Source organism: Spiroplasma endosymbiont of Nomada ruficornis (assembly GCF_964030795.1).
Taxonomy (GTDB): domain Bacteria; phylum Bacillota_I; class Bacilli_A; order Mycoplasmatales; family VBWQ01; genus Spiroplasma_E; species Spiroplasma_E ixodetis_A.
Genome location: NZ_OZ034962.1, coordinates 926,523 through 949,801 on the forward strand (window position 1 = coordinate 926,523; position 23,279 = coordinate 949,801).

Genomic DNA, 23,279 nt, shown 5'->3' on the forward strand with positions numbered 1-23,279 from the left:
TTATTTCTGATGACTTTTTGTAATTGATGATTAATTATCTTTGCTTAGTAAATTCAATGTTAAATATTTTTAAACAGTATTATTTTCAATAATTTTCCTATCAAAATCAATCATTTTTAAAAAATAATATAAGCATTTTTCAAAAATAATTTTGTCTATTAAAGAAAAAAATTCTTTAAAAACAATCCTTAAATATCAATTTTTATCAAAATTATTAGTTTTAATAAATTGATTTTAATTATTTAAAGATAATAAATAAATGAAGTTAATGATTATTGTTTTCTCATTTTCTGTTTTAGATATTTTGTTCTTTCTTTTATATTTAGTATATAATTGTTGATTTACATTAATTAATAACCACCCTTAGTTTCTTGTCCTGAAATAATAGCAACACCATTACTAGTACCAATTCTAGTAGCACCAGCATTAATCATCGCCATTGCATCATCTTGATTTTTAATACCACCAGAAGCTTTAATTGCAACATGAGGACCAATATTTGCTTTCATTAATTTAATATCAGCAACCGTTGCACCACCATTAGCAAAACCAGTTGAAGTTTTAATAAAATCTGCTTTTACTTTAGTTACTAACTGACAAGCAATAATTTTTTGTTCTGTTGTTAATAAACTACACTCAATTATTACTTTTAAAATAATATTTTGTGGACATGCATTACGAACTGCTTGTAGATCTTGCAATACAAGTTTTTGATCATTATCCTTTAATGCACCAATATTAATAACAACATCAATTTCTTGAGCACCATCTTTAATCGCATTAATTGTTTCTGCTACTTTAGTTTGTTTAGTATTGGCACCCAATGGAAAACCAACCACTGTACATACTTTAACATTACTATTTTTTAATAAAGTAACAGCACGATTAACATAAAATGGATTAATACAAACTGCTTTAAAATAATAAGTTTTAGCTTCTTTACATAATGTATCAATCATTGATAATGTTGCTTCTGGTTTTAATAATGTATGATCAATATATTCATTTAAATTAATATTACTTTTCATAAACTTCAACTCCTAATTCATTTTCACTTTTAATAATTGCTTCAATAACTTCAAGATTCATTAAACTATGATTTAATCAATAATCTCGACTTAAATAATCTTTATTTTTAATCATTTTTACAAAATCATTTAATTCATATGTCATTAAACTTTCTTCATTAGTATTATCTGCGATTTCTTTTATTCCGTTTTTAGTATAAACCTTAATTCCACTTAATGGATGAACTTGTGATAAAACAAGACTACTATTATGACCTATAAATTCACTTTGTGCATAAGAGGTTACTCCTTTACTACAAGTAATAGTAGTAATAGTTCCATTTTCATGCTTCAAAATAACATGATTACTTAAATTAACACCATTAGGTAATTTAATTGCCATCGCTTTAACTGTTTTTACTTTACCTAATAAATACAATACTAATTGTAATGGATATACTAAACTATCATAAGTTGCACCTTTACCAAAATCTTTATCAAAAACAGAATCATATATTCCTTTTTCAACTGATGGCATTCTTGAAGAAATACGATTAAAATTAAGGTTAACTACTTCTGGATTTATTTCATGAACTAATTTTTTTAATTTAGAAAAAATAGGTAAATGAACAGTAACATAAGCTTCTAATAAAATTTTTTTTTACTTCTTGCTAAAGAAATTAGGTCTTTAACTTCTTCAACTGTAAAAGTAATAGTTTTTTCTACTAAAACATGAATATTATTATTTAAAAATAATTTACTTTGTTCGTAATGCAAACCATTTGGTGAAGCAATATAAATAGCGTCAATATGTTCTATCATTTTATTTAAATCATCAGTACTATGGGCAATATTATATTTTTTTGCTCATGTTTCTGCTTTATCTAAACTTCTTGAATATATACAAGTTATTTTAACTTTTTTATTAGTTAACGCTTGCTTTATAAATCTTTGAACAATTTTTCCAGTTCCAATAATACCAATTCTAATCATCTTGTACTCCTTTAACTTTTTAAACTTGTTTCATAATTAATGATTGACATTAAAAATAAAGGTGCAGTTTCGGCACGTAAAATTAATTTTCCTAAACTAATATTACTAAAATTAAGTTGTGTTAAAGTTGCAATTTCTTCTTTAGTGATTCCTCCTTCGGGTCCAACTATAATTGTTATTGATGATAATTTATTATTTATTTGACTAATCCAACTAGTTTCTGATGAATTTTCATATGCAACCAAATTAAGATGAGACCGATATCGTTCTAATTGTTTTAAATCAAAAACAACGGGTGTAACAATCGGAATTAAATTGCGATTTGATTGTTTGGCAGCAGCTTTTGCAATATTTTGTCAACGTAAAACTTTCTGTTCTGCTTTTGTTCTCGTTAAAATACTAACACATCGTTTTAACTGCAATGGCACAATTTGATAAACTCCCAATTCTACTGCTTTTTGAATGACTAAATCAAATTTTTGTTCTTTTAATAACGATATTACTAATGTGATTTTACATCTTAATTCTGAATTACTATTTGGCACTGTTTTTATAATTTCGCATTTAATAACTGATGTAATTTCAATAATTTTTGTTAAATATTTTTGTTCTTGATGAATAATAACTATTTCATCATTAATTTTATGACGTAATACTTTAATTAGATGTTTACTATCTTCTTCATCTAATATTAAAATATTATTAGTTTTATGGTTAGTAAAGTAGCATTCCATAGTCCACCTCTAATTTGATTATAACATAAGGTAAAACTCAAATTAACAAGTTTTAACTATCATCTTTAATTTCTAAAATATAAAATTTCTTTTTTCTTTTATCATGAAACTAAATTAAAAACTACTTAATTAATTAAGTAGTTTTTAATTATTTATAAAATAATACATTTTGCAACTTTAGTAGTAGCATTATTATCTATGTTTACTAAAGGTTTATCATTTATTATGTTCTTATTTTTATTACTTTCTTCGAATGTATCAGCAACTTTTCCTCGTCTTTCTCTTTCTTTTTCTTTTCCAAAACTATTATTTACTTCATCGAATTTTTTTGCAAGTGAATCTTTATCTTTTGTACTTCATTTTTCATATGGTTCTCATGGCATATTTTTTTACTTCCTTTATTATTTTTTGAATATTTTTTCTCCCCTTTAAATACTCAGTAAAATTATATATTTTTTATAAATGTAAATATAAAAAATATATAATTTTACTCTTTTTAACAAAACTATTAAAATTATTTTTAAAACAATATTTTATATTGAATAACTTCGTTGTTTTGTTACTGGACTAATTGGGGGTTGTATATCAGAAGAATTAACTATAACACTTAAATCAAAATTTTTAGCAACAGGATTAGTAACTGTTGGTTTTGCTTTATCTGGATTTTCTCATGTTATTTTATTACTTAATAGTTTATTTATTTTTTGCTTTTTCCTATTATCTAATTCTTGTTTTAAAATATTAAATTGTCTTTCTAATTGAGTTTCTACTTTATCACTTGTCAAGTCTCTAATTATTGTTTTAAATTCTTTTTTATCTTTTTCAATTTTTTCTTGATTTTTAAACATTTTATTATAAATTCATGAATCAACTTTTTTTATTGCAGTTGAAACTGTTGTTGCAGCAGTTTTAATAAATAAGCCAAGCGTAATTGAAATTAAACCAACTATAAGTTTGTCTTTTAATTCTGTTGCAATTTCCCTCCTTACAAAGGGTAAACAAGAAATCAATATTGGAACACCAACAGAAAGTACTGAAATAACACCCCACATTGTGAATTCCGCTATAGATGGTTTTTCTTTACATTCTGTTTGTTCTTTTATAAACTCTTTGATTGGTATTCTATCAAAATTATTATTATTATTTATTAATAAAAGATCATTTTTGTATTGACTTAAATTTTTATATTGTTTTGTTTGCGTTAATATTTGTATATTATCATTATCAAAGTTGTGAAAAAACATTATTTTTTCTGAAATTGATTGATTATTATGTATAAAAGTTGTTATATAATAACAATTATTATTTATTGTCAAAATTTCTTCATATATTTGTTTAACTTTTTTACCATTTTCAATTTTTTCTTGTTTAATTTCGTTTTCTAATTTTAATATTTTATTTTCATATTTTAATTCTTTTTGTAGAATGTTAATTTTATTAAGTTTAATTTTTAGTTTTTTTATTTTTTTTCTATTTTTTGTTAATATTTTGGTTTTGTTCTTTTCATCATTATTTAAAAATTGTTTAATATCATTTTTTAATTCATTTTGGATATTGCTATTTATCTTTTGATATTCATTTAATTGTTCTTTTCTTTGTTTTAATTTCCTTAACCTAGTTGTTTTTTCTTTAATTTCATGTTCATATTTGGCTAATTCTCTTTTTCTTTTCTTTAACGTTTTTTTACCAAATAATTGACCACTAACTATTTCATTTTTAATTTTTTCTAAATTTTCCTTTGCTTTTTTTAATTCAAATTCAATTTTTAAAGTTTCATCATTATTTTCTTTGGGAGCGTACCGAAGATGTCGATAAATAAAAATTTTTAAAAATAACTCCTTTCTTTTTTAAACTATTAAATTAAAAAATAAATGACAAAAGACGAGAATAAAATTCTTGTCTTTTTTTGTAATTGTAAAATTTTAAAATTTTTAATAACCGTCTTTAGCACTATTATCAACACGTGTTAGGGAAATAAAAAAGTGAACTACAACATAGTTGTTAAAAATAGTAGCTAGCATGTGGACTTGCATGGATAAATAAAAAGTGGAGTGATACCTAATAAAATATACTAACCAGAAATGGTAATTCTTGGGGTGGGAGCGAATTGGAAACTAGTATATATAGACCCGGAGTGGGGACCAACTATTATTCTTTATTTAACCAACCTTGCCACTACCAAGTGAGCAAGTGTTGGTTTTATTTTTTATTTTTTTTTGAAAAATTTTTGGGCGAGAAAATAAATTTCAAACTTGTAAAAAAAATTGAGCGGGACCGGTTCAATTAAAATATTAATTTGCTAAACGCAAATTAAATAAATATTGAATCGAATGCCTCAATGTTTTTTAAAATTTCACAATTTATTTTTGAGCCCAGAATTGCTGGAATGAATAAAACAAATAGTAGTATTATTAATAATCTAAGAATAAAAATATATGTTCTTTATGCTAGAAGCAACAGAACATATTAGGAAAGGATTATTATGCAAATAGAATTTAAAAAAGAACAAATTGTTAAAGATAAACCACCATCTATTCTTATTGATTATGTTGAATATAAATTATCTCTTCCAAAATGAATGATTAAAAATAATTCTTTTATTGTTGATAACAGTTGCACATATTGAGTTTTTAATTTAGAAAATATTAAAAAAGAATTAAGTGGTAATGAATTAATAAAGTTATTAGAACCATATATTAAAGACCAAAAAATAACTGTTAATAAACCAACTGCTCCAAAATAATATTATCTTAATGATATAAAACTTGAACAATTAACATTTTATGAACAGCATAATAGTTGATTTATGGGTGAAATAACAGATAACAAAACTAAAATTACTAATCCTTGTTTTAAATATAACATTACGTGAGAAGAAAACAGAAAAGGTTTTAAAATAAATAATCCATATAAACATGATGATTTACCAATTAATTATATAGTTACTTCTTATAAGGAAATTTCAACTCATAATGAAAAAGTATTTTTGTTGAACATGTAAACAAAATAAATTAGATTATTTATTCTTTAATACTAATGATATAAAAACAAGAAAATATTTTTTAAGAGATAAAAATAGTAAAGCAATTTGTTATGACTGTATTTTAAATATTAGGTTAAGTAGGAGGTATAAATATGAATAAAGAAAAAATACTTGAATATCTTAAAGATGAATGAGAATGAAATAAAGAAATGAGAGACGATGAAAAAGTAACTAAACTTTGAAAAAGTTGTTTTAATGGAAGATTAAATCTTATATCTCAATTAAATCAAAAAATTAAAAATGGTGAATTTGATTAATAATGCAATATGACTTAATTATTGGGATTGACCCCGCTGGTATTGGTAATAATGGAATTGTTATATATTCAAATGAAACAAATAGGATTATTTATACAGAAACATTCAACACAACACATGTTTTTGAAAGTAAAAATCGTTATAAAAGAATATTATCAATAATCAAAGAACAATTTTTTGAAAACAAAATATTAGTTATTGTAGAAAATTTCTTTTTAAGTTCAAAACAATTATTAACTAATCCATTAGCAACTCCTAAAATTATTGGTTCATTAATGGTATTAGTACAAGATGTTTTCAACTGAGATTATCTAGAAAACCAACCAAAAAATAAAAATAAAATAACAAATTATAAAGGAAATATAAAATTAACAAAACATGAACAAGATGCATATAAACACATTCAATACTATTTAAGGAATTATAAAAATGAAAGATAAAGCCAATTATGTCAAATTAACAGTAAAACTAAGTAACACTATTGAAGCAAAATATTACGAAAAAGGTAATAAAGAATTATATTATAGTGTTCGTGGTCAATGAAATGGTTTAAACTATGTTACTTTAATTTTTAATAATCCAAAATTTTATAACCGATGTATTTTATTAAACAAAAACGATGAAATTATTGTCACTGGTCAAATTTTTAATACTTTAAACATTCCTAAAATCGTGTATTTTGTTCAATTAATGTTAAATGATTTAAAAAATGAAAAGAGTAAAAAATGATATGATGAGAAATTTTATTAATAGCACCAATATTAATAACAAGTATAACACTAATAATATTTTTAATATTTATTATTAAAGAATTAAAAAATGAATATAAAGTATTAAAAATATTAAGTGAAATTGCTAATCAAATTGAAAATAAGGAGAATAAATAATGAAATGTTTTCTTTGCATGCATGGAGAAATATATTCTCCAAAAACCTTGTATAAAATAAAAAAATTGAAAAAAATAATTTACCAAGATAGAGATATTGATAGTGAAGATTTTAAGAAAAGATATGAATATCTTTTAAAAAAATTAGGTGATGGTGATAATCAAATTATTTGAATAAATTTCTTAATAAAGCAAGAAAGAAATAATAGAAAGGAGAATAAATAATGAATAAAGAAGTATGTTGTGAAGATTGTTGTGTATGTGATAAAAAACATGATTTATTTACTTGCGAAAAAAACTGCTGAGAAATGTATGTGAACATTGTTATCAAGGTGATAAAGAACATAGAAATAAAGTTGATGAAATTAATAAATCAAGACATAAAAATTGTATTAATAAAGAAAGATTTATGCAATATCTTAAAAACACATATCGCTTAAACGGATATTATGAAGAAGTTTATAAACCAATTAAAACCAGAATTAAAGACCGGTGATTTGATAATGACTAATTATTTACTTTCAATTGACCCAAGTATTAAAAATACTGGATTTACTTTATGAAAAAAAGTTTATTTACATGATAAATATGATTTTTGAAATTGAAAACCAATATTTGTTAAAAGTTATAATTTAAAAGAATATGATGGACAAAGAAAATTTTATTGAGATATAAAAGTTAATGATAATGAATTGGATTTAATTATTGAACGTGGTACTTTTAATTCAAAAAATGGTATTGGTTATGAAACTCAAGAACATTTACGTGGTTTTATTGCAGGACAATTTAATAAATTATTAACAAAAGATATGTTAATAAGTCCAAGTGAATGAAAGAAATGATATGAACGTTATGACCCACCTATTTTTTGATTAAGACCTTGAGATAAAGAACTAAGTATATATGTTGCTGAAGAAATTATTAAAGAAATAATTGAAATATAAAAATATCAAATCATGATGAAGCAGATAGTTTATTAATTGGTTGATATTATTTAAATAAGGAGAATAAATAATGAATAAAGAAAAATTACTTAAATATATGAAAGATATAATTAAATGAACTAAAAAAATTAATTATACAAACTCTGATTTGGACAAAAATATTTTAAATTTATTAATTGAAAAAATAGAAAAAGGTGAATTTGATAATGACTAAATTAACAGATTTATTTGGTCAAGATAAAATAGAAATATTTTCACCAAATCCCAAAGATTTAACAGATAGTAATGATATAAAAGCAATTATTTTATGAAAATATCCTAATGTTATTGCTGAATATTTAGTTGTTTCTCAACCACATGCAAATACTGCTATTTTAGTTGGTGATAACGTTCACTATACAGGTTGAGTTGAAGTGTTTATTAAACCAAAAAATGAAGGAGTAAATGAAAATGCCAAATGACACGAATGTACAATCAAATAACTATACTTTATTAAAAATAATAAGAATTGGAATAAGTCCATTATCAGCAATGATTGGTACAAGTGCTTATTATGGTCAAATTATTGGTAATCCAGTATTAGGAAGTATTAATGCTTTATTATTTAGTAAAAAGTTAGGAATTGATATATGAAACTTAAATCAAATGCCAAGTACTAAAAAGAAAATATTAAATTCAAGTAAAAAAAATATTATTAGGTTTAGGAACTATTGGTTTAATTAATTATGCAAAATTTACAAAAATCAATCCTAATCCTGAACCACCACCTTGATTAACAACTACTACCACAGAAACACCACCATGACCATTATTATTAACTAATGATAATAAACAACAAATGGATTGAGATACATATATTAGTTTAAGTACTTATGGTATATCAAATCTAATTGGTGGGTTAAGTGAACTAATACCTAATAGATTTGAAGTAATAAGAAAAATATGTAATATGGCAACTAGTGGATGTCTAATTTCAAGTGGTGTAGCTATGGGTATAAATAATGATTTTCATAATGCTTATGCAGTACCAACAATAGTTGCTGGTGCAAGTGAAATTATACATAATTTATTACCTATGGAAACTACAAATTATAATCAAGAAATGCAAGAAACATCATTTACAAATGAAACAAGAAGATTAATTAATAGTGATGCTATTAGTAATAATAGTGGAAGTAGTGATGTTTTATATGAAAGACCAACTACATATGATAGTTTATAAAGGAGATGATAACTAATGAATAAAGAAAAATTGATTGAATATTATAACAATGAAATTCAGACATATAAAGAAAGAATGGAACAATTAAATAAAGAAATATCTTTATTGGTAACTATTATAAGTAATTCAAAATCAATGATTGAAAGAATTAATAATGGTCAATTTGACGAATAATTAAAAATAAATAATTGAAAGGAAATAATTGAAAATGAAAGAATTTTTACATGAATTAATTATTATTGGAACAAGTGTAGGAACATTAATTTGTAGAGAATTAATTGTTTGATTGAAAAGATTTATTACAACTCCAAAACATATTAGAAGAAATAATAAAGTGATGAAACATCAAAAAAAATTAGCAAAACTTAATGAAAAAATTAATGGAAAAGAAAATAAATAATAAAGGTGTGATTTAAATGTTAGAAAATGAAACTAATGTTGAACAAAATACTGAACCTTTAATTGAAAATAATAATTTACAACAAGAGCAAGAAATTAAGATTGTTGAATTAGAAAATAAGTTAAATAAACTTAATCAAGAAATTAAAGAAAAAGAAATAATTAATATATTTAAAAAATATCAAGTTAAAAAAGAATTTTATGAATTTTTAAAATTTAAAACAAGTAATATAGAAAATTCAAAAATTGAAGAAACTATTAAAAAAATGATTAAAGAACAACCACTATTTAAAGAACCAATTAATACAGGTGGTAAACAAGAAACAATATTAACAAATCAAGAAACTTCAATAAAAAGTAGTTTATTAGATTATAAAAAGAAAAATAATTTATAAAAGAAAGGAAAATTTAAAATGCCAAATCCAGTGCCATTTAAACAAAATTTAGATAATACTACAAAATTAGTAGAAACACCTGAATTTATAGAATTTTATAAACAATCAAATAGTCCATGAGCAAGTTTTTTTCCAATTGAAATGGTTAATTCTACAAAAATTGAATTTATAGTTAAAAAACCAAAAGACCCAACATTCAAAATACTTCATTGAAATGATAAAAGTAAAGGATTAGAAGTTGGTTATGTTGATACTGATAAAATTATTAAAGAAATTACAAAAGAAGCTAGTACAGGAGAAATGATTGGTGAAGTTGATTTATTTGCAGATAATGGGCAAAATTTACTAGAAAGTATGCAATATGAAGTTGCTAATGATTTAGCAGATTATTTAGCAAATAATGATACAAATACAATTGCTAAATCTGCCAAAAAAGTAATCATTACTGATACAACACCAGTAGGATATTTAAAATCAATGTTATCAGCATGAAATACTTTATTTCAATTAAGAAATAGTAATAATTGTAAATTTTTTATAACAAATAGTCTTTATGATACTTTAGTTTATTTAGCAGATAATAAAGGTTTAATTACTGATAATCAACTAGCACAACAATTAAGATTAAATGGAACAAATTTATATATTAAAGGTGTATTATGTCAAATTGTTATGGATGATTATATGACATTTAAAAATACTGAAAATAAAAATCAAATTATGAATTTTGTTTTAGCAACACCAAAAGCAATGAAAAGATATATGTTACAACAAACTAGTATATATGTTGAAGATATTAAAGATGGTAAAGTTCCAAAAAGATATTTAGTTGGTGGACAAGTAACAGGAGAATCTATTCCTTATATGTCAAACTCAGAAACAGAATCAAGATGAATGTTATGTGGTATTGTTAATAAAAAATATTTAAGTGAAGAAATTACAACATTAACAACTAATATTACTGCTGATACTACTAAAAAGAATAAATTATTAGATACAACAATTAAAAATACAACTGAACTAAATAATTTAAATCCAAATTTAACAACTCCAATTATTAATTATTTTAGTGATGCCCAAGGTCAAGTGGATGTAAGTAATCAAAACCAAAAAGCAGGAGATTTATATGTAGTAATCACTACTAATGACACTGATAAAAATTATCAAGGTTCAACAAATCCTATAAAAATAACTCTTAAATAAGGATAATTATTATGCCAATTGGTACAACTAGTACAGCAATACTTTTAAACATAAATAAACCAAAACATACTAGAACAAGTCAACAACAAGAACATAAAAGTTGATGATGAGAAATTTTAGAAATGATTGGTGTACAAGTAATAGCAGTAGCACTTGCTCCTTTTACTGGTGGATTAAGTGAAAGTTTAGCACTTGGTTTAGGTGCAAGTGATTTACTTGCTAGTATTAGTGCTGTTGGTGTAGAGTTTTTAACTGATTTTACTATTAATCAAGTTTATGATTATTTAAAAGGAAATGTTACACCATTAAATACTTTTTTTAATATATTACCTGCATTTGCTGGACTTAATAGAATTAGTCGTGGTTATCGTACAACTAAATTTATTAGTTTAGCAGAAAAAACTAAAACATTAGAACAAATTGGCATTAAAAAAGCAAAAAATTTACAAGAAATCATTAGTCAAGTAAGTGGAAAAGAAATTTTAACAGATAAAATTATTGGAAATAAACGTTATTTATTTAATTATAACCATGCTCCAAATCGCGAAACAATAATACAAAATTTAGGTTTTGTTGCTGAAAGACAATATAAAAATAATTTTGCAAAATTAGAAGTACAAGAATTAAAAAATTATTTATTATTACAAAATGAATTAATAAAGTTAAGTCCACAGTTAACTCCTAAATTTAAAATTAAAGATATTGATAAAGCAAACAATTTTTTACAAAAATATAATACTGATTTAAAAGAAGTATTAAAAATGAACCAACATGACTGATTAAATTTAGTTCATACAATACATGCAGAAAATAGATATGGAAAATCTTTAATTTTAGATTTACAAAAAATTCGTGCTAATGCAATTAAATTTAATTTTAAAAATAGTTCAATTCATAAATTAGTATTAAAAGCAAATCAAACTTTTAAATATTTTGATATTAAATTTTATTTTAAAAAAGGTTTAAATAAATTTTGAAAAGATACTTCATATTTTGAAAAAATAAGAATAAATATTTATAAATTACAAGAGAAATTCGAAAAATTAGAAAAACAAGCATTTGAAAAAATTAATAAATTAAAAGAAAAAACAATTGATGTATTTACAAGTGCTGAAAAGAAAGCAATTAAACATGCACAATTAATTCCATTAAATTCACCAGTATTTATGGCTTGTAAAATTCAACCTTTATCATTAGATAAATGTGGAATTACTATTTATCATCGTAATCCTAAATATAAACCAATTGTAGTTATTGATAGTATTATCAAAGCAGAAACTTTTGTTATTCAAATACATCCATTTCATTGATATAGATGATATAGCGGTTGATATATTGGATATGGAGTTAGTCAAAATAAATGATTAAAAAGTATTGCTTTTGCTCTACCAGTTGTACAACAAATGATTAAAGATAGTTTTAAAATTTATAGGCAAATATTAAGGACAATTAGAACTTATCATAAAGTAGTTAATGTTATTAATAATCCTATTGATAATGTCAATAAATCATTTAAAAGGGTGGGTTTAAAATTATCAGTTAATACTGTATTTGGTACTGGATTGTTAAGACATTTAGAAAAATTTGCATATAATCAAGTTGTAAAAAAAGGAAATAAAAAATTACAAAAAGAAATTATACATATATCACATAGAAAAACTAAATCAAAAACCAAACGTTATAAAAAAGCATTTTTTAAGGAATGATAAAATATGATTAATAAACTTTGAACTGGTGTCAGTTTAGAAAATTATAATAACTGATATCCATTAACTGGAACAATTACAGAAACACCACGACAATATATAAATACATGACCAAATGTTGATGATTGATTTAAAACATTTGCTATTCGTGCTCAAAATGATATTAATGCTTATCTTGATTTTATTTTATCTAAATTTCCTTTTGATAGTTTTAAAGATGAATTAATTAAAGAAACTTTAAGAGATATGGTTTATGTTATGGTTGAACATTGAGTATTTAATCGTACACCAATTGAATTTAATGTTGATGCTACTATTCAATTTAATAATGGTAATCAATTTAGTGCAAGTAGTACTCCTACGATTAATATTTGAGATTTAGCACCTAGTAGAATGAAAATATGAGCAAGATTAACAGAATTAAAACAAATATTTTCAAATTATAATAATGATGAAATAGATGTTGAAAAAATTGACTTAAAAGCATTTTATACTAGAAACCAAGTTAATGAATTAATTCAAGAACAAAAAGAATTTACATTATCAAAGCAAATAAAATTATATGATGATACCATTAATGGTAATAAAAATGAAACATATAGGGGACCAGTTACAAATTTAATAAATAAAGGTTATGTTGCAACAGAATATGACTCAAAAACTGAAACTATGATTTTAGATTGACCTAATGAAATTGGAACATTACCACCTGATGTTTTACAAAACAATCCACAAATTGGTGATTATACACATGCACCAACTTGTGATTTTTCTGCTAAACAACAAAAACGAATTACTACAAATGAAAATGAAATTACCAAATTAAATAGTGAATTAATTAAAACAAACGAAAATATTAATGATGTTAAAAATAATTGATTTAATATTGAAACTAGTCCCTTATGAAAAAAAGTTGAAAATAATAATATAGAAATATTTAAATGATATTTTATTAAAATCAGTTATCAATATTCAACAGAAAATAACTTTATGAAATTTTATAAAGTAATTAAAATTTATTTAAATAATGTTTTTAACGAATTTGAATTGTTAAATGTTGATTCCATGACTTATGGAGAACAAATACAAAATAAAAATATTTTAAATATTGGAACTATTTACTATAACAATAAAAAGAAACAATTTAGTGGTGGTGGTAATTCTTATCCTGAACTTGGAAAAATTAATTTAATTGGTGATATAGAAGAAATATATCAATATCAAGGAATAGATACACCAACTGAATTTATAGCAGAAGAAAATACTGAACATGATTATTATACAAAACTAGAAACAAATCAATTATTAGATAAAAAACAAGATAAGTTAATTGCTGGTGAAAATATTAAAATTGATGAAAATAATAAAATTAGTGCTACTTGCGGGAAAACTGATTTAACTGATTATTATAAAAAAGAAGAAGTAGATAAAAAATTAGACAATAAAATGGATAAAGACCAATTCAAATATGCTTTTTCTATAAATACTATTGGTACTGAAATTCCTAATTTAGAAACTACTGATAAAACTGTTGCTGGTGCTATTAATGAAATTATCAAAAAACAACCACAACCAATTCCAATTCCTCCAAGTAGTTCAATTTGAAAAGAAGTAGGAATAAGAGAAAAAAATAAATGAGATAATTGACAAATTACTTATGATTTTATAGTTAATAAAAGATATAAAGTTTATTATTCTTGAAATATATATAATAATGTTTTTGCAATTAAAGAATTTATTATAACTAATACAAAAATAGCAGGTGTACCAATAGAAGTTTTTAACAATAATACTAATGTCTTAGTTTTATCAGTACAACACTCAAAATTTATTACTATTTATTCTTTAAAAGGTAGCGATAAAGGTAATACATGAAAAGTAGAAGAATTACAGGAATAAAATTATGATTTGAAAAATTATAAAAATTATTTTAAGTTTAATTGGAGTTTTATTATCTTCTGCTGTTGCTGGTTTAATTATATTTATTATAGTAAAAATTGTCTTAAAAATTAATCAAATATTTTAGAAAGGAGAAAAAAATGAAACCTTTTTGACCAAGAAAAGATAAAACAAATATTAATAATAATGAAGAAAAATCTAAATTAATTTTTTTAGAAAATAAAAGTACACACACTTCTATTTTAAGTTATTTTGGTTTTAATGATTTTAATCATGAGACTTATTTTACTGATTTTGTTGCTGAAAATAATGCTAATTTATATAATGCTCCATTGGATATTAATAATGAAACTATTAAACAATATTTAATTAAACAAGAATTTTATAGAAAGAATTGAAATTCTATTTTTAAATTAAGCAAATTAGGAATTAGTGGTTATTTAATTTATATTGCTAATGATGATTTTTATTTTCAAGTAGTAGATATACAGCAAAGAATTTATGATATTACTGGTAAATTAATTCAATGTACTATTTTTTATGATAGTTATCAACAAAATGCACAAACAGTAAGATTATTTGAAGTTTATAAATTAAATAATGAACAAGTAACTATTAATCGTGCAATTTATAGTATTAGTGATAATAAAAAACAATTTCCTTTACCTTTTAAAGAATATAGTAATAATCCTAATTTAGAACAAGAACAAACATTAAATATTAATTATATTCCAATAGCAATTATGAGAAATAAAGCAAATGAGTTAGCAGATTGTAATAAAGTAATGGATAAAATTAAAGCATTAGATGTTATTTATGAACAAATTGTTTTAGATACTATTTTAAATTCACCAAAGTTTATTTTTGACCAAACTTATGGTAATGCTAAATCTACAATGGATGAAGCCGTAAGAACATTAGTTACTAACAACTATATTTGAAAAACTACTGGTGATAATAATGAAAAAAGTGAAAATATTAATATGACAAGTAGTAATTTTAAAGGTAAAAATTTAACTGATATATATGATTGAAATATTAATGAAATATTTAAACGTTGTGGTATTCATATACCAAGTCAAAAGAAATCAGCACAACAATCGGTTCCCGAAAGTACAGCGGTAAATATTTCAACTATTAATTATATTGAACAAAAATTATGACAATTTAATATTGATATTCTTAAATTTATTCAAATATTAGTACGTTTAGATAAAGATTTATTAAATAGTAAAACATTTAATATTAATGATGAACAAGAAATTAATAACTTAACAGTTAAATTAAAATTATTTAATCCAGAAAATAACCAATTAATAGGAGAAAACAATGGAAAACAACAACAAACCACAAACGAAGTTTCCACAGAAACAAACTAAACTTAATCAAGCAGAAATAGAAAATGATTATTTAATTGATAATATTCCTTATGATTTTACTAATATGATGAGTGCTACTAGTGACCCTGATATTAATAGAGCATACGATGAATTTAAAAAAAGAAAAATTTATATTTATGAAATTGAACGTTTATTTAAAAATAATGAAAATAATAGTTTAAGATTTTCAGCAAATACTATTAAAATAGGTTTTATTGATATTGATAAAGTATTAAAAACTACTGCTGTTGAAACATCTGATTTTACTATGCAATTAAATCAAAGAGCAAGTACTAATATTAATGACAATACAATTGAATATAGTATGACTAATATTAAAAATTTAATATTTCAAGAAATAAATTTATTAAATCAATTTAAGTTATATGCAGTTAGTATAAATGAACCATTAACTGAAAATAATATTGATAATTTATATATTATTAATAATTATTCAGAACCTTATCAAAATCCAAAAACTAGAAGTACTAAAAGTATTACTATTATTAAAATTAAAGACTTTAAAACAAGAGATGGTTATCCAATTATTATTAAATTACAAAAACCACTAGATAAAGACACCAAAGTTATTGGTTTAAAAATTAAAGCACCTAGAAGCATGATTTTTGGCAATATAAAGGTACTTGGTGAAGTCGACAATATGGAGGTATACCCAAAGTTATTTGTCAAAGATAAGATAGCATTTCCGCTATTATCAATGCCTATTGAAACTCAACCAAAAGTTAGAATATTACAACAATGATTTAGTGAACAAATATTACCTTGAAATTTAGCAAAACAATTTATAGGACAAGAAAAATCAGTTTTAGATTTAATTGCTATTGGTGGTGGTAGAGAAACAAGAAAAGAAATTATTAATAATGCAAGAGTAACTAATGATAAAATTGGTTATGATGTTTCTAAAAATTCAAAAGTATGACCATTATCTGATGAACTAGAATTAAAAGATAAAAAATTAGAGTCATGATTTTTAGTAAGTGACTATAATTTATTTATTTCTACAACAAATAAATTTCATGATGTTGAACTAGAAATAAAAGATAGACCACCAATTGATAGTTTACAAAAAGTATTATTAGATATGTTAACTTATACATATACTTATAATAGAAACTTTGATGGTGCATCATTAAGTAATGTTTTAAAAGAAATGAATGATTTAGATAAAATTCGTGCTAAGTTTGAAGGACAAAAACCAAATGAAGTTATTACTAATTTATTTAAACAATGAGAATTAGATTATCCTAACTATACAAATTTACCAAAAGTTAAAATATTAAAACAAATAGTTATAATGCTATCAAAAAATATTTATTCAACCATGTCTATTAATAACGGTTTAAATGATGACTATAAATTATTATTACCTTATTATTTTGAATTAAAATCAAATCCTATACATTCTACACCTGATAAGATTTGAGAATTTAAAGATATAAAAGTAGTATTAAAATCTGCATATTTTGATTTTACAGATATCAATAACATTAAACTAAAAAACAATGACATTAGTCAAAATGAATTATTGAAATTAGATGATAATCAATTTAACTGACTATCCATAACTAATGAATTAGAAAGCAATAATATACCATCATTAATTCCGGCAGATTGAACATTAGGTAATGGTGAATATGGAAAATATTTTACAAGATTAATTATTAATAAAAATAAAACCGAAAATGCTTTAAATTTATATGGTTCAAATAAATCACAATTATTTTCTAAATTAGAATTTTATAAAGAAGTTTTACAAATTGACAATAATAGTGAATTTGAATTACAAATTGAAAATCCAATTAATAACTTAAATCGAATTGAAGTTAGCGGACTATTTGGTGCTGGTAATTATGATTTAATTTTAGTAACAAATAAACAAGAAATAAATTTAAATAATATTAATTTATTTGATAAATATAATGAAAATATTTCTTATATAAATTTAGAAATTTAATTATCAAAATATCCATCTGGATAAATACCATCTCATTTTACTGCATCATCAGTTAATTTATTTGATGCTCAGTAAAGAGTAATTTTATGTTTATTACTTACTGGTCTTGCTCAAATAGTTGCCCCCCAGTGTGCTTCATGGTCGTAATCATAAAAATATGTTAATTGATTATTTTTATTATATGAAACTATTCCTAAGATTAAACCGGTAACACCAGTTATTACAGCAAATGATAATGATATTTTTTGAAAATTTGTTTTTATTCATATTTTCATAATAAATATCTCCTTTTTTCCTTGATTTTACTTTTAAATTGTACTATTTTTGATTATTTTTACAAGTATGCTTTTAAAAGCAAAATAACGCCTAAATTAAAGGTGTTTATTTTTTGATACCTATAATATTAATTGTATTGCGCTTATTTATTATATTGCAAATGTGAAGATACTTTTTTTTACAGTAGCATTATTTTTACCCCTAATTACATTTTTATATGGATATAATGCATAAAATAATGCATCATAAGGGTCTTGATACATATTTTTGTCAGGAATGTTAGTTTTGGTTTGGTCATAACGTAATTCTTCTAAACATTGAGTTGTTTTTGGTAAATCATCTTTATTTGCATAAAAGTTTCCATAACTCATAATATTTCTCATTCAAACTACTCTATTAGTTAATCCGGCTTCTTGATTTAAATTTGAAGCATGTTTAATAGCGGTTTGTGTTATTAAAATAGTATTGTGTTCATCAATTAATTTTTGATTTAATCAATCCATTGCTGTTCTTGCTTTATCATCATAAAAATAAATTGCTTGTTCAAAATTTTCAAAATTATCCATTAATCCTAAAATTTCATTAACATAAGCATTAATTTTTTCATTTTCATTTATAAAATCATTTGGAGTAACTACTAATTCACAAATAATATAAGCATCATAATAACCAGTATTATTATATTCTTTAAAACCAACTACCATAAATACAGTATGGTCTTTTGGTCCCGTAGCTCAATCAATACCAACACTATAAAAATCAAATTTATACATTTCTTTTTCTTGATTATAAAATTGTTTTAAATCATATGATTGTCAATATTTTACTGTTTTTTGAAATGGGAAAATTGTTGCATCGCTATCTAAAAATTCAAAACCATAATAAACAGTATTATATTCATCTGGATTACTTTTTTCCATTTCTAATAATGTTCTTTGTTGAATGTCAGGTAATTTATTTCAAAATGGTTGAATAGTAAATCTTAAAACAAATAAACCTAAACCACTAAACATATCTTTATTTTCATAATAAACTTTACCAACTTTTTTAAGATTTTTCATGACTTCATCATTTAATGGTAAAAATGGTGTACAGTATTTTAAATAAAATGGATGATATTTATCATAAGGATTACATGTAAAAGTAATGAAAAAACTTTTATAAAAATAACGAGTAATCTTTTGTCCAAAGGTAGAACTATATATATTTTTATCAATAAATGTTCAACTTCACTCTTTAATAGGTTTATTTGATACTTTAATACGATTACTTCTAAACATAGAGTTTTGTAAACGTTCATATCGATATGTTAATTGTTTTTCAGTTAATGTTTCTTTTTCTTCTGCCATAATAATTTCATCTGTTCTTGAACCTAAAAAACTTGACCCACCTGCTTCTTTTCCAAAAATCTTATTACCATTAGCATAACCAATAAAGTCAATTTGTTGATTACTTGGAAAGATAATACATCCCCCATCCTTAGTAATTTTTCATTTAATGCCATGTGGATTATTAGGTAATAAATTAATATTATATGTATCTAATAAAACTTGACAAACATTCATTAAAGCACCAATTGTAGTTTCACTATGAGTATTTTCATATCTTCTTACTTCTTGAACACTACTATCTCTAAAATTACAACATATAAATAAATCAAATGCTAAACAGTTTCAAGTTTTTCTTGTTCCACGTGCTGTTGGAACAAAACGATAAAAACAATTAGTAGTAAAATATTCTGCTCATTCATCACCAACAAATTCTTTAAAAATATCTCAACTAAAACCATAATTATTATCACTAAAATTAAGATTATATTTTTTATTTAATTGTCCATAACTACTAATAAAAGCCATATTTACTCCTTATTTTTAAAAAAAAATTAAACTTAAATTATTAACAAACAAAAATTAGAAAGGAACATTAAAAATGTTTATATTACCATTCGCAAATCATTTTGATTGAGACAAACATGATTTTAATCAAGATGAATTAAGTTTAAAACAAACAGAAGAATTATTTGCAAAAATAGATGATTATTTATGAAGTATATGTGATAAATCTGAATATAAATCATATAGATTTAGACAACGAAAATTAAAAGCAAAAAAAGGTTTATTAACTTATAAGCGACGTATTTGTACACATTATAACACAAAAACACAAAAAATGGAGTACGTATCATTATTAGATAATTATCTTGGTGTTAAAAAATATAGTAAACTTGCACCTAACGTTATTAAACAAATTTTAAAATATTTTGCTGATGGTAAAAAGTATCGTGATGTTTGTGATACTTTTATTGAAGATTTAATAAGTAATAGTACAGTTTGTAGAACATATCAAAAATTTGAATTACCAAAAGCAAATATTCCCAAAATACCATTACAACCAAATCAAAATTTATATGTAAATATTGATGATGGTCATCGAAAATTTAAGTTTAATGAAAAACACAATACTAAAAATTGTAAAAAATGTTCGATGAGATTAATAGTAATGTGTACTGGTAAAAAGAAAAATGGAAAATTAATTAATAAAAGAGCTGTATGTAAAATAAGAGTTTCAAAAACAGAAATTGGTGCTGAAAAAACCGCAAAATTAATAGAAAAATATGGTAATTTATTTTTTGAAAACTTTGACCAAGCAAATTTAATAGTTTGTGGAGATAGTGCAAAATGAATTAGAAAAACTGCTACAATTTTAAATGCTAAATTTATTTTAGATAAATTTCATGCTTTTCATGTTTTATTTCTTGGTATAATGGCAGGAAGAAGAAAAAATCAAATTGCTAAATTACACTATCAAAATGCAATAAATTTATTTGCCAAAGGTCAATATTATGAATTAATTGATTTTTTACAATCATTAACTTTACAATATAAAAAATTAAAAGTTGGTTATTTTATTAATGCAAAAGATGGTGTATTAAACCAAGCATTAGTTGAAAATATTGGTTGCTTTACTGAAACTAATATTAAACAAATTTTAAAGCATATGATTGGTGATAGAACTTATAACATTGATATGTATACAAAAATGGTTAATTTTAAATGTTATCAAATAAATACAATTATCCAGTTATTATAAATTAAAACTTAAATTTGCTGAATTATACTTGTAAGTGCAAGTAAATAAAATTGCAAAAAATTCTCATATAAAAATTTCATAATGCTAAATTTAGTTTAGAAAAAAGTAAGGAGTTTTTATATGAGTTATAAACATCTTGGCATAGATGAAAGGATTTATATTGAGAATCAATTGAAATTTAAATTTAAAATTAGTGAAATAGCTAAAAATCTTAATCGAAGTATTAGTACTATTATTCGAGAAATTAATAGAAATAAAGATAATAATCATGATTTTTCATTAATTGCACAAAATAAAGCTGAAAATCGAAAACAATCACATATTAGTTTTCATAAGTTTAAAAATAAGAATTTAGTAAAATATGTACAACAAAAATTACTATTAGGTTGATCATCTGAACAAATTTATGGCAGAATTAAAAATTTTCATAAAGAGTGAGTTATTAGTTTTAAAACAATTTATACTTGAATTTATTTTGGAATGCTTGATAAAGTTACTAGTAAAAATTTAAGAAGAAAAGGTAAAAAACGAAAATCTAAAGAAAATCGTGGCAAGTTTAATGGTAAATCAATTAAAGAACGAGATATAAATGTTAATGATCGTATAACACTTGGTCATTGAGAAGGAGATACTATAGTATCATCACGAGGTAAAAGCAAATCATGTTTAATAACTTTAGTTGAAAGAGTATCACGATTTACTTTAGCAATATTAGTTAAAAACAGAACTACTAAAGTTATTAATAAAAATGTCAGTTATTATTTATCAATTCTTCCTAAAAACATTGTTAAAACTATTACTTTTGATCGTGGCAAAGAATTTTCAAATTGACAACAACTTGAAAAAAATTTAGATGTAAAAATTTATTTTGCCAATCCATATTCACCTTGACAAAGAGGTACTAATGAAAATACTAATGGTTTAATTAGAGAAAAATTTCCTAAAAAATTTATTTTTTCAAAAACTAATAAAAATGAAGTTCATAAATTTATATTGTCTTTAAATCAAAGACCGAGAAAAATACTAAATTATCTTTCACCAATCGAATATTTGGATAGAAAAATAATTTAGTTGCACTTACCTTTACAATTTAGCAAATAAATAAAAATAAAATAAAACTTATTAAAGAAAACTTTAATAAGAATTTTTGAGTTATAAAAGTAAGTATTATTGTTGACTAATATTTTTGAAGTGTTAAGATTAACTTACAATTGCATATTGAAGTCTAAATTATTCTCGTCTAAACTTATAATTTAAAGACAAATTTGAATATTATTGACAACATCGGTACGCTCCCTTTTCTTTTTGTAAATTTAATATTCTGTGTGCTCTTGCTTCTTCAATTATTATTTTCTTTGCTATTTGTTTATCAAGATCTAAAATTGTTACAGAATTATATCTATACTTTTGTGATCCATTTTCAATTATTTTAGTTTGTGATATTTGACTTGAATTAAAAGAACTAGTAAATTCAGTATTATTTATATTTTTTTTATTTTTTTCAAATCTTATTGTTAAGCCCCCATGTCTTGCTTTTATAGCAATTTCTGACTTATTTAAAATATCATTTATTCTTTGTTGTTTAATGATTTGATGAAATGTTTGCAAATTTGTTTTATCAGCCATTCTTTTTTCTCCTTTTTTTAAACAAAAAACCATTTACTTTAATTTAAAGTAATGGGTGATATAAACTCAATAATAATTATATGTTATCAAATTTTGTCTTTTTTACAACAAATTTCCATAATTCAAAAAATAAATAAAATTTTAAGTTTTAATTAAATTTAATAAAAATATATTTTTAAATATTATAAATGTTATACTTTAATATATTATTTAAAAATTAGTGTTTACATTTTTTTAAAATAAAA

Annotated in this window: 34 protein-coding genes; 25 read left to right on the forward strand and 9 right to left on the reverse strand. The window is 22.6% G+C overall.

What is annotated here, in order from left to right; all coding sequences use genetic code 4:
• Positions 1-350: 350 nt before the first annotated feature.
• The 6 genes from deoC to AAHM79_RS05625 form a co-directional block, all read right to left on the reverse strand.
• A complete protein-coding gene (gene deoC / locus AAHM79_RS05600) occupies positions 351-1,028 on the reverse strand; it encodes a deoxyribose-phosphate aldolase (RefSeq protein WP_339039639.1) in 678 nt (225 codons plus the stop codon).
• Positions 1,018-1,545, reverse strand: coding sequence for a Gfo/Idh/MocA family protein (locus AAHM79_RS05605; protein WP_342257309.1), 528 nt, complete (start codon positions 1,543-1,545; stop codon positions 1,018-1,020). Before AAHM79_RS05605 ends, deoC begins: the two co-directional genes overlap by 11 nt.
• Before the next feature lie 107 nt (positions 1,546-1,652).
• Positions 1,653-2,000 (reverse strand): Gfo/Idh/MocA family oxidoreductase, encoded by a 348-nt coding sequence (locus tag AAHM79_RS05610; RefSeq protein ID WP_342257310.1) that lies wholly within the window; start codon positions 1,998-2,000, stop codon positions 1,653-1,655.
• Positions 2,001-2,011: 11 nt separating this feature from the next.
• The gene (locus AAHM79_RS05615; RefSeq protein WP_252320509.1) at positions 2,012-2,734 is read right to left on the reverse strand and encodes an RsmE family RNA methyltransferase; all 723 of its coding nucleotides are present in this window, start codon (positions 2,732-2,734) and stop codon (positions 2,012-2,014) included.
• Positions 2,735-2,886: 152 nt separating this feature from the next.
• Positions 2,887-3,117, reverse strand: coding sequence for a hypothetical protein (locus AAHM79_RS05620; protein WP_342257311.1), 231 nt, complete (start codon positions 3,115-3,117; stop codon positions 2,887-2,889).
• A 150-nt stretch (positions 3,118-3,267) separates the two neighbouring features.
• Positions 3,268-3,978, reverse strand: a complete 711-nt coding sequence (locus AAHM79_RS05625) for a hypothetical protein (protein WP_342257312.1) — start codon at positions 3,976-3,978, stop codon at positions 3,268-3,270.
• A gap of 1,094 nt (positions 3,979-5,072) precedes the next feature.
• Between AAHM79_RS05625 and AAHM79_RS05630 the strand changes: the two genes are divergently transcribed.
• The 23 genes from AAHM79_RS05630 (at position 5,073) to AAHM79_RS05740 (ending at position 18,042) form a co-directional block, all read left to right on the forward strand.
• Entirely contained in the window at positions 5,073-5,204 is a 132-nt protein-coding gene (locus tag AAHM79_RS05630; RefSeq protein WP_338958910.1) for a hypothetical protein, read from the forward strand.
• A gap of 12 nt (positions 5,205-5,216) precedes the next feature.
• Entirely contained in the window at positions 5,217-5,477 is a 261-nt protein-coding gene (locus AAHM79_RS05635) for a hypothetical protein (protein ID WP_342257313.1), read from the forward strand.
• 63 nt (positions 5,478-5,540) lie between these two features.
• On the forward strand, positions 5,541-5,735 hold the full coding sequence (locus tag AAHM79_RS05640) for a hypothetical protein (RefSeq protein ID WP_342257314.1): 195 nt from the start codon (positions 5,541-5,543) through the stop codon (positions 5,733-5,735).
• Between the two features lie 134 nt (positions 5,736-5,869).
• Entirely contained in the window at positions 5,870-6,034 is a 165-nt protein-coding gene (locus AAHM79_RS05645; protein ID WP_338957566.1) for a hypothetical protein, read from the forward strand.
• A gap of 2 nt (positions 6,035-6,036) precedes the next feature.
• Entirely contained in the window at positions 6,037-6,474 is a 438-nt protein-coding gene (locus tag AAHM79_RS05650; protein ID WP_338957565.1) for a hypothetical protein, read from the forward strand.
• Positions 6,464-6,784, forward strand: coding sequence for a hypothetical protein (locus AAHM79_RS05655; RefSeq protein WP_342257315.1), 321 nt, complete (start codon positions 6,464-6,466; stop codon positions 6,782-6,784). Before AAHM79_RS05650 ends, AAHM79_RS05655 begins: the two co-directional genes overlap by 11 nt.
• Positions 6,760-6,921, forward strand: a complete 162-nt coding sequence (locus AAHM79_RS05660; RefSeq protein ID WP_338957563.1) for a hypothetical protein — start codon at positions 6,760-6,762, stop codon at positions 6,919-6,921. Before AAHM79_RS05655 ends, AAHM79_RS05660 begins: the two co-directional genes overlap by 25 nt.
• 17 nt (positions 6,922-6,938) lie before the next feature.
• Positions 6,939-7,145, forward strand: a complete 207-nt coding sequence (locus tag AAHM79_RS05665) for a hypothetical protein (protein WP_342257316.1) — start codon at positions 6,939-6,941, stop codon at positions 7,143-7,145.
• A 61-nt stretch (positions 7,146-7,206) separates the two neighbouring features.
• On the forward strand, positions 7,207-7,431 hold the full coding sequence (locus AAHM79_RS05670) for a hypothetical protein (RefSeq protein WP_342257317.1): 225 nt from the start codon (positions 7,207-7,209) through the stop codon (positions 7,429-7,431).
• Positions 7,370-7,864 (forward strand): hypothetical protein, encoded by a 495-nt coding sequence (locus tag AAHM79_RS05675; RefSeq protein ID WP_342257318.1) that lies wholly within the window; start codon positions 7,370-7,372, stop codon positions 7,862-7,864. Before AAHM79_RS05670 ends, AAHM79_RS05675 begins: the two co-directional genes overlap by 62 nt.
• A gap of 70 nt (positions 7,865-7,934) precedes the next feature.
• Entirely contained in the window at positions 7,935-8,078 is a 144-nt protein-coding gene (locus AAHM79_RS05680) for a hypothetical protein (RefSeq protein WP_338957559.1), read from the forward strand.
• Complete coding sequence (locus AAHM79_RS05685; protein WP_338957557.1) at positions 8,071-8,346, forward strand: hypothetical protein; 276 nt, start codon at positions 8,071-8,073, stop codon at positions 8,344-8,346. The genes AAHM79_RS05680 and AAHM79_RS05685 overlap by 8 nt, the downstream gene beginning before the upstream one ends.
• A complete protein-coding gene (locus AAHM79_RS05690) occupies positions 8,315-8,587 on the forward strand; it encodes a hypothetical protein (protein WP_342257221.1) in 273 nt (90 codons plus the stop codon). The genes AAHM79_RS05685 and AAHM79_RS05690 overlap by 32 nt, the downstream gene beginning before the upstream one ends.
• A gap of 115 nt (positions 8,588-8,702) precedes the next feature.
• Positions 8,703-9,086 carry a hypothetical protein gene (locus AAHM79_RS05695; RefSeq protein ID WP_342257319.1) on the forward strand — a complete coding sequence of 128 codons (384 nt, stop codon included), beginning with the start codon at positions 8,703-8,705 and terminating at the stop codon, positions 9,084-9,086.
• A gap of 15 nt (positions 9,087-9,101) precedes the next feature.
• Positions 9,102-9,260, forward strand: a complete 159-nt coding sequence (locus AAHM79_RS05700; RefSeq protein WP_338957552.1) for a hypothetical protein — start codon at positions 9,102-9,104, stop codon at positions 9,258-9,260.
• A 34-nt stretch (positions 9,261-9,294) separates the two neighbouring features.
• Positions 9,295-9,486 (forward strand): hypothetical protein, encoded by a 192-nt coding sequence (locus AAHM79_RS05705; protein WP_342257320.1) that lies wholly within the window; start codon positions 9,295-9,297, stop codon positions 9,484-9,486.
• A gap of 16 nt (positions 9,487-9,502) precedes the next feature.
• On the forward strand, positions 9,503-9,880 hold the full coding sequence (locus tag AAHM79_RS05710; protein ID WP_342257219.1) for a hypothetical protein: 378 nt from the start codon (positions 9,503-9,505) through the stop codon (positions 9,878-9,880).
• Positions 9,881-9,898: 18 nt separating this feature from the next.
• Positions 9,899-11,083 carry a hypothetical protein gene (locus tag AAHM79_RS05715; protein WP_338958609.1) on the forward strand — a complete coding sequence of 395 codons (1,185 nt, stop codon included), beginning with the start codon at positions 9,899-9,901 and terminating at the stop codon, positions 11,081-11,083.
• 11 nt (positions 11,084-11,094) lie between these two features.
• Complete coding sequence (locus tag AAHM79_RS05720; RefSeq protein ID WP_342257321.1) at positions 11,095-12,792, forward strand: hypothetical protein; 1,698 nt, start codon at positions 11,095-11,097, stop codon at positions 12,790-12,792.
• 3 nt (positions 12,793-12,795) lie between these two features.
• Positions 12,796-14,688 (forward strand): hypothetical protein, encoded by a 1,893-nt coding sequence (locus tag AAHM79_RS05725; protein ID WP_342257209.1) that lies wholly within the window; start codon positions 12,796-12,798, stop codon positions 14,686-14,688.
• 4 nt (positions 14,689-14,692) lie between these two features.
• Entirely contained in the window at positions 14,693-14,815 is a 123-nt protein-coding gene (locus AAHM79_RS05730) for a hypothetical protein (RefSeq protein WP_338957828.1), read from the forward strand.
• Between the two features lie 13 nt (positions 14,816-14,828).
• Positions 14,829-16,067, forward strand: coding sequence for a hypothetical protein (locus AAHM79_RS05735; RefSeq protein WP_342257210.1), 1,239 nt, complete (start codon positions 14,829-14,831; stop codon positions 16,065-16,067).
• Positions 16,018-18,042 carry a hypothetical protein gene (locus AAHM79_RS05740; protein WP_342257322.1) on the forward strand — a complete coding sequence of 675 codons (2,025 nt, stop codon included), beginning with the start codon at positions 16,018-16,020 and terminating at the stop codon, positions 18,040-18,042. The genes AAHM79_RS05735 and AAHM79_RS05740 overlap by 50 nt, the downstream gene beginning before the upstream one ends.
• Here AAHM79_RS05740 and AAHM79_RS05745 read toward each other — a convergent pair.
• Positions 18,039-18,317, reverse strand: coding sequence for a hypothetical protein (locus AAHM79_RS05745; RefSeq protein ID WP_342257212.1), 279 nt, complete (start codon positions 18,315-18,317; stop codon positions 18,039-18,041). The genes AAHM79_RS05740 and AAHM79_RS05745 overlap by 4 nt on opposite strands.
• Positions 18,318-18,467: 150 nt before the next feature.
• Positions 18,468-20,174, reverse strand: coding sequence for a hypothetical protein (locus AAHM79_RS05750; RefSeq protein WP_338958622.1), 1,707 nt, complete (start codon positions 20,172-20,174; stop codon positions 18,468-18,470).
• A gap of 73 nt (positions 20,175-20,247) precedes the next feature.
• Here AAHM79_RS05750 and AAHM79_RS05755 point away from each other — a divergent pair, with 73 nt between their 5' ends.
• Both AAHM79_RS05755 and AAHM79_RS05760 read left to right on the forward strand, forming a co-directional pair.
• Positions 20,248-21,408, forward strand: coding sequence for an Mbov_0401 family ICE element transposase-like protein (locus AAHM79_RS05755; protein WP_338957526.1), 1,161 nt, complete (start codon positions 20,248-20,250; stop codon positions 21,406-21,408).
• A gap of 120 nt (positions 21,409-21,528) precedes the next feature.
• Entirely contained in the window at positions 21,529-22,479 is a 951-nt protein-coding gene (locus AAHM79_RS05760; RefSeq protein ID WP_342257214.1) for an IS30 family transposase, read from the forward strand.
• A gap of 201 nt (positions 22,480-22,680) precedes the next feature.
• Here AAHM79_RS05760 and AAHM79_RS05765 read toward each other — a convergent pair whose 3' ends face one another.
• Complete coding sequence (locus AAHM79_RS05765; protein ID WP_342257323.1) at positions 22,681-23,034, reverse strand: hypothetical protein; 354 nt, start codon at positions 23,032-23,034, stop codon at positions 22,681-22,683.
• Between the last annotated feature and the right edge of the window lie 245 nt (positions 23,035-23,279).